Origin of the sequence: Pontibacter chinhatensis (assembly GCF_900113285.1) — a bacterium.
In the GTDB taxonomy this organism is placed as follows: domain Bacteria; phylum Bacteroidota; class Bacteroidia; order Cytophagales; family Hymenobacteraceae; genus Pontibacter; species Pontibacter chinhatensis.
Map to the genome: position 1 here is coordinate 50,428 of NZ_FOOT01000013.1, position 8,979 is coordinate 59,406.

The following is an 8,979-nucleotide window of genomic DNA, read 5'->3' on the forward strand; positions in this document are numbered from 1 at the left end:
AACCAAACTCTTTATAACTATGAAAGCATTAAAATCAACAACGCTTTGGGCCATGGGTATACTTTTATACTTTGCCCTGCTCGCGGCACCTGCCACCGCGCAGGAAAGCCCCAAATTATCTGACGCCGAAGTAGCCTCTGTAGCCGTTATCGCCAACCAGATCGACATTGACCAGGCCCGCCTGGCGCAGGAACGGTCTGAGAACGAGGCTGTGCTGCAGTTCGCCCAAACCATGATTAACGACCACGAAGCGGTGATTAAGCAGGCCACCGACCTGGTACAGAAGCTGGGTGTAACGCCGCAGGAGAACGCCGTGGGCAAGCAACTGCAGGCCAATGCAGCCAAAACAGCCAAGATGCTACAAACTAAATCCGGCGCCGCTTTCGACAAGGCCTATGTAGACAATGAGGTGGCTTACCATCAGGCGGTTATTTCAGCTGTGAAAGACCTGCTGATACCGGAGTCGGAGAACGAGGAACTGCGCGGCCTGCTGGAAAGTATAGTTCCGGCGCTGCAAGCCCACCTGGAGCACGCCCAGATGCTGCAAAATCAACTCAACGAAAAATGAAAACCCTGAAACTGCTACCGGTCGATCTGTCGCTGCTGGGGCTGATGCTGCTCTGCACGACATTTGCGCCCCTGCCCAAACCCAAGGTACACACCATCGAGATCAGCCAGATGCAGTTCAAGCCCGCTGCCCTGGTGGTCAGCGCCGGTGATACCCTCGTGTTCGTGAACAAGGACATGGTGTCTCACAACGCCACCGAGCAATCCGGAACGTCCTGGAAGTCGCCCACCCTGGCTTCCGGCGACAGCTGGCGCATGGCCATCACCAAAAGTGCGGCCTATTACTGTACCTTTCACCCCACCATGAAAGGCGAGGTGAAGGTGGAGTAAGCAGAAGTACAGGCGTATAAAAGCACCATAAGTATGAAATCACCCAAAGGCAGGATAGTGGCCATCGGCGGCAACGAGGACAAAGGCATCGCCCCTTCTCCGGAAGCCGTGGAACTCAAGCAACCCTCACACTTTTTCAACCAGGGTATCCTTAAGCGCATCCATGATGAGCTTTACGGCCCCGGCACCCGCATCGAGGTCATTACCACGGCCACCCGCTTCCCTGAGGAGGTGGGCAACGTATACACCGATGCCTTTCTGAAACTGGGATGCGATAACGTGGGCATCCTGCCCCTTCAGGACCGGGAAGACACTGCCAGGCCCGACTACCTGGAACGCCTCCGCAAAACGGACTGCGTGATGCTGAGCGGCGGCGACCAGAGCCGTTTGCCCCACGTGCTACTTGGCACGAAAGCGCTGCAAATCATCAGAAACCGCTACGAACAGGAGGAGATGTTTTTGATATCGGGCACCAGCGCCGGGGCCATGGCCTTGTCGGGCCTGATGATAAACGGTTCGCTGGAAAGAGACCCGCTGCTAAAAGGGACGGTGGAGCTCCGGCAGGGGCTGGGCCTGCTGCAGCAGATCATCATCGACACGCACTTTGTCAACCGCCGCCGCATCCCGCGCCTCATCGAGGCCGTGGCCTCCACCACCTCCCACATCGGCATAGGTTTGGGCGAGGACACGGGCATCCTGATCAAACAGAACAGCTGCATCGAAACAATCGGCTCCGGGCTGGTCATCATCATCGACGGGCGGCAGGTGCTGCGAAACAACTACCAAAAGGCGAAAGAAGAGGAGGCACTTTGCATCGAGAACCTTATCCTGCACGTCCTGCCAAAAGGGCAATCGTACCACCTGGCCTCCGGCGAGTTTAGTAACTGCTAAGCTGCCTTGAAAGACCTTACCCATTCGCAGCAAGTATAAAAGTATCGCATCACCCTGCGCACCAAAGTATAAACTATCCTCTAAAATATTTTTTCTGGCCAAGGCAACCGTGGCGGCATTTCGTCCGTGATGGGAGCGCAAATTCTGGAACAGTGAGCGAGACAGAAGGCAAAGAGTTGGACCAAATGCTTCAAGGTTGCCTGCAACAGGACCGGGAAGCACAGAGAAAGCTGTACAAGCATTTCTTCGGCTACGCTTTGAGCATCTGCGCCCGCTACTCCCAGAACCTGGAGGAGGCCAAGGAAGTGCTGAACGACGGCTTTATGAAGGTATTCACCCGGCTAAAGCAGTACGACCCGCACAAGCCCTTTAAGCTGTGGCTGCGGCGGATCATGATCAACACCGCCCTGGATAACTACCGGCACAACCTCCGGACCTACCACCTCCAGAACCTGGAAACGGCAGAGCCGGAGGCTGACCCTTACGATGTGGTGCAGCAGATAAACTACGAGTACTTGATCTCGCTGGTACAGAAGCTCTCGCCAGCTTACCGGGCCGTGTTTAACCTGTTCGTGATAGACGGATACAACCATGAGGAAATTTCCCGGATGCTCAGCATCTCGGTCGGGACCTCGAAATCGAACCTTGCCAAGGCAAGGGCTAACCTTCGGGAGACGCTCAAAAAAAGCAGGATAGAAGAGTATAAGCAATATGTCTGACGAAGAACTTGACGACCTGTTCAGAAGATCAGCCGAGGGCTACGAGCCTCCCTTTGACCCGGAAGCCTGGAAGGCCATGGATCGCAGGCTGGATGGAAAGGCTGGTGCGGGGGCTACCCTCAGGCGCTGGCTACCGGTACTGCTACTCGGCCTTCTGCTTGGCGTAGTAACCGTTTGGCAACTGACAGAAAACGCTGCCCCTACAGTGGCGCCGGAGCCTGGCACGGCCTCAAAAGAAAAAGCGCTGATTACACCACCAACTGAGCTGCCGGGGCGAGGGGATGCCGGAGCAAGTATAACTTCACCCGAATCCAGGCTACCCGCATCCTCTCGCCCCCTTACCCCGGCGGCACCCGCCTCCCCACAGCGCAGCGTTTCGGCTGCGCCTGGCCCTGCAGCAACCAAGGCCACCCTGGCAGAGCCTCTGAAAAGCACCACCCCTGTGATAGCGGCCCAAGGGCCATCGATAAAAAAGTATAGCTTTGGGAACAGCGTCGCCCCTCTGGCCGCAAAGTATAAACCGGCGGCTACTGCACCCGACTCCACCACGCAGCCAACGGAGGCTGAGCCTGATGAACCCTACCAGGAGAAGGTGTTTTTGCGGAACATAACCCTGGCCCTGGTAGTAGCGCCGGACTTCACCACCGTCAGGTTCAAAAATGCCGAGGCGGTAAGTATGAATGCTGGTTTGCTGGTTAGCCTGCCGCTAACTAAACGCCTGAGCCTGGTGACCGGGGCGCTAAATGCCACCAAGCGCTACAACACCAACGCCCGGGAATACGAGCCCTACACCGGTTTCTGGGACGGGCACCACATTCCTGATGCCATTGTGGCCAAATGCCAGGTGCTCGACATTCCGCTGAACCTGCAGTATGTGGTACTGGCGCGCAGCAAACACGCAGTTTCGGTGCAGGCAGGGCTCTCCAGCTACCTGATGCTGAACGAGAAGTATACGTACCGCTACGGCGGGCCGCGCCCCTACATCCGGGATTTGGAGGTGAGGAACGAGAACAGGCACTGGTTCGGGGTGCAGAATCTCTCGGTAGGTTACACGCACCAGCTGAGCCCTGCCTTCAGTTTCGGGGCAGAGCCTTTTGCCAAGATCCCGCTCGCCGATATTGGGGCGGGGCGCGTGAAACTGACGAGCGCGGGGATACTTTTTAAGGCAGGCTATACTTTGCGCTAACTCCCGGCCACTAATACACCACCACGATAACACAGCCTACCTGTGTTAGGAAGAAGCTTATTGCCCACACATTTCAATTCTTACTTTTAATTTATCAATGAGATGAAAACATATCGAATCTCCATTAAAACCCTTTTTGCTCTGGTGCTGCCCCTGCTGTTTGCCATGGGCGGCTGCAACGACGACGATGATGGCGGCAACCCGAACCCGATGGATGAGATTATACAACTGCAGGAGGTGACACTGACCGGCGCCCAGGAAGTGCCTGCCAACACCTCGGAAGCGACAGGCACCTTCCGGGGCACTTATAATAAGACCACCCGCATCATGACCTACAACATCACCTTCCAGGGCATTACGCCTACCGCCATGCACTTCCACAGGGGCGCCGTAGGCTCACCCGGTCCGATTGTGATTCCGATTAACCCTGGCGCAGATCCTTATTCGAGCGCCAACCCTTTCAGAAGCCCGCTTTCAGGTGCTTCGCCGGCGCTGACAGCCGACCAGGAAACAGAGTTGCTGAGCGGTGGCTGGTTCCTTAACATCCACAGCAGCGACTTCCCGGACGGAGAGATCAGGGCACAAGTGCTACCACAATAGTTCATAGCTACCTGTCCGGCTGCACGCTCACTGGCAGTCGGGCAGGACTCTCCCCTTGTCCGGTACATCTCATAAACCACTTCATCCCATCACTATGATTCGCCAAAGTATAAAACTTCTGTCGGTACTGGCTTTCCTGCTGGCTGTTGGCGCTGTTTCCTGCACCGACGATAACGAAGAAGACCTGATGCCCGCCGATCCGCTGGCGCAGTGCAGCACAGACGCCGTTACGTTTTCGGGTACCGTGGTGCCCATACTTGCCGCCAACTGCTACAGGTGCCACGCCTCCAGCATAGCCGAGGGCGGAGTGGTGCTGGATAGCTACGAGGGTGTGGTCGAAGAGGCCCATCACGGGCACCTGGTCGGCGTGATTTCGCATGCGCCCGGCTTTATACCCATGCCCCAGGACGCCCCCAAACTAGCTGAATGTGACATCGCCAAAATCCGCAAATGGGTGGATGCCGGCTTTCCGAACAACTAACCTACTACCTATGAAGCCCTTGCTCCTACTTTTATTTCTGCTGCTCTGGACTCAAGCCCAAGTCTTGGCACAGGCCCGGTACGCCACCAAAACCGGCCATATCTGGTTTTTCTCGGATGCCCCTTTAGAGGATATTGAAGCGCACAACCATAAGGTCGTTTCCATTCTGGACATGAGCTCCGGCGAACTGGTTTTCTCGGTGCCCATGAACGAGTTCCAGTTCCGCAAGAAGCTGATGCAAACCCACTTCAACGAGAACTACGTGGAGTCAGACAAGTATCCGAAAGCCTCCTTCAAGGGCAAGGTCGTCAACATAAAGGAAGTGAACCTGCAGCAGAACGCAGCCTACAAGGTGCGGGTGCAGGGGGTGCTCAACATACATGGCCGAAACAAGGATATTGACACGGTAGGGGTGCTGGAGGTGAAAGACGGCCGGCTGTTGGGCAAGTCGACCTTCTCGGTAACGCCGCAGGAGTTCGACATCAGGATCCCGAGGCTGGTGCGCAACAACATCGCCCGGCGCATTGACATTTACGTGGATATCACCTACGAACCATTAAAAGGCAACAGCCTCTAATTATGCGAAAGCGATACGTTCTGATTATACTTTGCTGCCTGGCCCTGCACACGGCCAAGGCACAAGACGACCTGTTGCAGCTGGCGGAAAGCAGTGACAGCGCTGCTACGGGATTGGTAACGGGTACTTTTAAGGCTACGCGCCTGGCCAACGGGCACTCGGTAGAGACAAACGGGGCAGGCGTGCTGCTTTTCCTAATCTCCCACCGCTTCGGTACTCTCAACAGTGGCGCCTACGAGTTCTTCGGGCTCGACCAGGCCACCATCCGGCTGGGGCTGGAGTATGGCCTCACCGACAGGCTGAACGTAGGCATCGGGCGCAGCTCGCTCGAGAAGACCTACGACGGCTTTTTAAAGTATAAACTCCTGCAGCAACGGCAAGGCATGGGCATGCCCGTTACCCTCACGCTGTTTACCAGTGCCGCCATCCGCACCCTGGACTGGCCGCAGGAATCCGGGGGCAACTTCGACTCCAAGCACCGGTTCAGTTATACTTACCAGGCACTGCTTGCGCGCAAGTTTACCGAGCGGCTCTCGCTGCAACTCTCCCCTACTTTGGTGCACCGCAACCTCGTTCCCACCCGGCACGACGATACGGATGTGTACGCCCTGGGAGCCGGGGGCCGCTTTAAGATCACCAAACATACCTCGTTTAACGCTGAGTACTACTACCTGCTCTCCAGCCATACGCGCGAGGATTTTCGGAACGCCCTTTCCCTCGGGTTCGACATCGAGACGGGAGGGCACGTGTTCCAGCTCATCTTTACCAACGCGCAGGGCATGGTGGAGAAATTCTTTGTGCCGCAGAACACGGGCTACTGGTCCGACGGCGACATCTACTTCGGCTTCAACATCTCCCGTGTGTTCGACCTGAAGGGAAAAGAGAAATGGTAAAGTATACTCTGTCCAAAGAAAACGCCCCTAACTTGGGGCCAGGGGCGTTTTATACTTTTAAAGTATACCTAAGCTGAATTAAGAAGCCGGGCATTTCTCCCCCACCCGCTCCAGCTCCAGCGTCACCTCCTGTATGCCATACGGCCTTAGTTTCTCCTTCACCTCTTTTTTGATACGGAGCCACTCCTGCTCTTGCTGCAGCACCACATGCGCTGTCAGTACATGGTGCTCGCCATCCAGCGACCACACCCGCACCTGGTGCACATCCTGCACATTTGCCAGCGAAAGCACCTGCTCGCGCAGGGTTGCTAACTTTGTATGCAGCGGATTTGCCTGCAGCAGCACCCTGATAGCCGCCCAGCCGTTCCTGCCTGCGTTCACCAGCATAAACACCGCGATGCCTATCGACAGCAGCGGGTCGAGCCAGGGCAACTCGAAGAACATCAGCACCACGCTTACCACCAACACAGCCGCCCAACCCAGCAGGTCCTCGAGCATGTGCAGCGACACAGCCTTTTGGTTCAGGTTATGTCCGCCGCGCAGTTTCAGGAACGCAGCCCCGTTCACGGCCAGGCCCAACAGCGCGAAGAGCAGCATGCCCTGCGCATTGGGCATTTCAGGGTTTAAGAGCCGTTCCAGCGCCTCCTGCAGCACGTACACGGAGCCAAGTATAAGCACCAGCGAAGTGAGCAGCGCGCCGGCCACCGAGTAGCGCTTGTAGCCATAGGTATAGGTGGCGTTCCCCTTCTGCTCCGACTTCCGCTGCAGAAAATAACTGACGCCCAGTGCGAAGGCATCGCCGAAGTCGTGCAGCGCGTCGCTCATAATGGCCACGCTGTTCACAAAAAAGCCCCCTATCAGCTCCAGCACGGCAAAGCCCAGGTTCAGGAAGAAAGCAAAGCCGATGTTGCCGGTGGCAGAATGGTGGTGGTGTCCGTGGTGATGATGGTGTCCCATAGTGTTAAAGTATAAACGCCCCGCCTGCCTCCGCAGCAGGGCTGTTTTTCATAGTTTTAGGATGTACTCTAGATGGTTATACTTGCTACAGCGCCTCTGCCTTGAAGCCGGCCTTCTCCACGGTGGCAATCACCTCGCTGGCAGAAAGGGAGTCGGTTTTAACGGTGAGGATTTTGCTGCGGTTGGCGGTATCCACGGTCCACTCGCACACGCCTTCCGCGGCATCGAGCACCGGCGTTACCTTAGACACACAGCCGCCGCAGTTGATGTTGGTTTTGAATTGTAGCTCTTTCATGTTCTATTCTATTATTATGGATGTTGAATAGGACAAAAGTAGAGTGAAGTGTGGGTGGAGGTGTTACAGAATCTTGGGTGTTTGTTGCAGGATTTTGTGGGAATGAAAAGCTTTCTTATATTCTTTTTTTTATTCTATATTTAAAGTATAAAGGAATAGAATTTTTACCAATAAGTAATAAAGCTTAATTAAACCCACCCCGATGCAGCATAACATAACAGCTTTTGCAGACGAATACGGTAATAATTCTTTTGACTTTGAAAGGCAAGGAAGTCACTTTATTGTTGCAACTGTCATCTGCAAGAATGAAAATCTTGAGAAGCTTAAGAATGACCTTGACCAAATAAGGAAAACTCACAAATTTCAGACTGGTGAGATTAAATCTAGTGGGGTGGGTCCAAATCATGCAAGACGGAAAAGAATTCTAAATGATATAGCAAAACTTGATGTTGCAGTTTATGCAGTGATAGTAGATAAAAGGCAGTTATTCGGTAAGGGATTTGAGTTCAAAAAGTCATTTTATAAGTACTTAAACAATCTACTTTATAAAGAACTTTTCAGGACATACCCTAGTCTTGAATTATATGTTGACGAGCATGGAGGAAGTGACTACATGCAGGAATTTAAGAGGTATGTTGAAAAGAATCATCCACGTAGCCTATTTTACAGCTACGACTTCAGTATTCTGGACAGCAAGCACAGCAAATATATACAGCTTGCTGATTTCGTTGCAGGTACTCTTGGTTACATTTATGACTCTTCAAAAACTTCTGAACACAGCGCAGAATTTGAAAAATTATTAGAGCCTATTGTAAGTGGTCTTAACTTCTTCCCTAGAGAAGTTACATTCAAAGAGTTAGCTGAAAGTAATATAGATGAATCATTTGATCCACAAATCGCAGAGACTTGCTACTTGAGGATTCATCACTTTTTGGAAAAAGAAACTGGAAGCGATCAGCAGAAAATTGATCAAATCAGTTTTCTTAAACTCCTACTGCTATACCAGAGAGCGAATGCAAAGAATAAATACATCTCAACAAAAGAAATTTTTAATCACCTAAATCAGAGTCGAACAGAGAATTTAAAAGAAGAATATTTCAGAACCAAGGTTGTGGGAGCACTAAGAGATCAAGGAGTTATAATTGCATCAGGCACAAGCGGCTATAAAATTCCCACATCTTCTAAAGACCTAAACAATTTTGTTAGGCATGGTAAGAGAATTATCTTACCTATGCTCAACAGAATAAAAGAAGCTAGAGAGGCAATAAAGCTTGCTACCGGTAATGATCTAGATTTGCTCGGCCATCAAGAATTTCAAGAACTCAAAATCCTACTAGAAAAATAGGAGCTGTATCGTGAGCTTAGATACGATTGAACTAGGAAGTATAGGCAGTATCTAATTAACTGTGTAAATGGAGGTTTGGGCGCAAGTTCGGACCTTTTTTATTAACTTCCATAACCATTCACACAGCGATGATAAGCA

At 52.9% G+C, this 8,979-nt stretch carries 12 protein-coding genes; 10 read left to right on the forward strand and 2 right to left on the reverse strand.

Going from position 1 to position 8,979, the window contains the following annotated elements:
• Positions 1 to 19: 19 nt before the first annotated feature.
• The 9 genes from BM040_RS20535 (at position 20) to BM040_RS20575 (ending at position 6,244) form a co-directional block, all read left to right on the forward strand.
• Positions 20 to 568: a DUF4142 domain-containing protein gene (locus BM040_RS20535; RefSeq protein ID WP_092105508.1), complete on the forward strand. Its 549-nt coding sequence runs from the start codon at positions 20 to 22 to the stop codon at positions 566 to 568.
• On the forward strand, positions 565 to 897 hold the full coding sequence (locus BM040_RS20540) for a plastocyanin/azurin family copper-binding protein (RefSeq protein WP_092105510.1): 333 nt from the start codon (positions 565 to 567) through the stop codon (positions 895 to 897). The genes BM040_RS20535 and BM040_RS20540 overlap by 4 nt, the downstream gene beginning before the upstream one ends.
• 33 nt (positions 898 to 930) lie before the next feature.
• Positions 931 to 1,788 (forward strand): cyanophycinase, encoded by an 858-nt coding sequence (locus BM040_RS20545; RefSeq protein WP_092105512.1) that lies wholly within the window; start codon positions 931 to 933, stop codon positions 1,786 to 1,788.
• Between the two features lie 185 nt (positions 1,789 to 1,973).
• Positions 1,974 to 2,507 carry an RNA polymerase sigma factor gene (locus tag BM040_RS20550; protein WP_175491141.1) on the forward strand — a complete coding sequence of 178 codons (534 nt, stop codon included), beginning with the start codon at positions 1,974 to 1,976 and terminating at the stop codon, positions 2,505 to 2,507.
• Entirely contained in the window at positions 2,500 to 3,693 is a 1,194-nt protein-coding gene (locus BM040_RS20555) for a porin family protein (RefSeq protein ID WP_092105516.1), read from the forward strand. The genes BM040_RS20550 and BM040_RS20555 overlap by 8 nt, the downstream gene beginning before the upstream one ends.
• 102 nt (positions 3,694 to 3,795) lie before the next feature.
• Entirely contained in the window at positions 3,796 to 4,293 is a 498-nt protein-coding gene (locus tag BM040_RS20560; protein ID WP_092105518.1) for a CHRD domain-containing protein, read from the forward strand.
• A 94-nt stretch (positions 4,294 to 4,387) separates the two neighbouring features.
• Entirely contained in the window at positions 4,388 to 4,774 is a 387-nt protein-coding gene (locus BM040_RS20565) for a hypothetical protein (protein ID WP_092105520.1), read from the forward strand.
• 10 nt (positions 4,775 to 4,784) lie between these two features.
• On the forward strand, positions 4,785 to 5,351 hold the full coding sequence (locus tag BM040_RS20570) for a YceI family protein (RefSeq protein WP_092105522.1): 567 nt from the start codon (positions 4,785 to 4,787) through the stop codon (positions 5,349 to 5,351).
• 2 nt (positions 5,352 to 5,353) lie between these two features.
• Positions 5,354 to 6,244: a DUF5777 family beta-barrel protein gene (locus BM040_RS20575; protein ID WP_092105524.1), complete on the forward strand. Its 891-nt coding sequence runs from the start codon at positions 5,354 to 5,356 to the stop codon at positions 6,242 to 6,244.
• 78 nt (positions 6,245 to 6,322) lie between these two features.
• On the opposite strand, the gene BM040_RS20580 is transcribed toward BM040_RS20575, so the two are convergent.
• Positions 6,323 to 7,201: a cation diffusion facilitator family transporter gene (locus tag BM040_RS20580; RefSeq protein ID WP_092105527.1), complete on the reverse strand. Its 879-nt coding sequence runs from the start codon at positions 7,199 to 7,201 to the stop codon at positions 6,323 to 6,325.
• Positions 7,202 to 7,286: 85 nt separating this feature from the next.
• The gene (locus BM040_RS20585) at positions 7,287 to 7,496 is read right to left on the reverse strand and encodes a heavy-metal-associated domain-containing protein (protein WP_092105529.1); all 210 of its coding nucleotides are present in this window, start codon (positions 7,494 to 7,496) and stop codon (positions 7,287 to 7,289) included.
• Between the two features lie 202 nt (positions 7,497 to 7,698).
• Here BM040_RS20585 and BM040_RS20590 point away from each other — a divergent pair, with 202 nt between their 5' ends.
• The gene (locus tag BM040_RS20590; protein ID WP_092105531.1) at positions 7,699 to 8,841 is read left to right on the forward strand and encodes a DUF3800 domain-containing protein; all 1,143 of its coding nucleotides are present in this window, start codon (positions 7,699 to 7,701) and stop codon (positions 8,839 to 8,841) included.
• Positions 8,842 to 8,979: the final 138 nt, after the last annotated feature.

What these genes read in the sequence shown, in the direction of transcription:
- BM040_RS20535 (WP_092105508.1), top strand. Translation starts at nt 20, where the DNA reads ATGAAAGCATTAAAATCAACAACGCTTTGGGCCATGGGTATACTTTTA.
- BM040_RS20540 (WP_092105510.1), top strand. Translation starts at nt 565, where the DNA reads ATGAAAACCCTGAAACTGCTACCGGTCGATCTGTCGCTGCTGGGGCTG.
- BM040_RS20545 (WP_092105512.1), top strand. Translation starts at nt 931, where the DNA reads ATGAAATCACCCAAAGGCAGGATAGTGGCCATCGGCGGCAACGAGGAC.
- BM040_RS20550 (WP_175491141.1), top strand. Translation starts at nt 1,974, where the DNA reads ATGCTTCAAGGTTGCCTGCAACAGGACCGGGAAGCACAGAGAAAGCTG.
- BM040_RS20555 (WP_092105516.1), top strand. Translation starts at nt 2,500, where the DNA reads ATGTCTGACGAAGAACTTGACGACCTGTTCAGAAGATCAGCCGAGGGC.
- BM040_RS20560 (WP_092105518.1), top strand. Translation starts at nt 3,796, where the DNA reads ATGAAAACATATCGAATCTCCATTAAAACCCTTTTTGCTCTGGTGCTG.
- BM040_RS20565 (WP_092105520.1), top strand. Translation starts at nt 4,388, where the DNA reads ATGATTCGCCAAAGTATAAAACTTCTGTCGGTACTGGCTTTCCTGCTG.
- BM040_RS20570 (WP_092105522.1), top strand. Translation starts at nt 4,785, where the DNA reads ATGAAGCCCTTGCTCCTACTTTTATTTCTGCTGCTCTGGACTCAAGCC.
- BM040_RS20575 (WP_092105524.1), top strand. Translation starts at nt 5,354, where the DNA reads ATGCGAAAGCGATACGTTCTGATTATACTTTGCTGCCTGGCCCTGCAC.
- BM040_RS20580 (WP_092105527.1), bottom strand. Translation starts at nt 7,201, where the DNA reads ATGGGACACCATCATCACCACGGACACCACCACCATTCTGCCACCGGC.
- BM040_RS20585 (WP_092105529.1), bottom strand. Translation starts at nt 7,496, where the DNA reads ATGAAAGAGCTACAATTCAAAACCAACATCAACTGCGGCGGCTGTGTG.
- BM040_RS20590 (WP_092105531.1), top strand. Translation starts at nt 7,699, where the DNA reads ATGCAGCATAACATAACAGCTTTTGCAGACGAATACGGTAATAATTCT.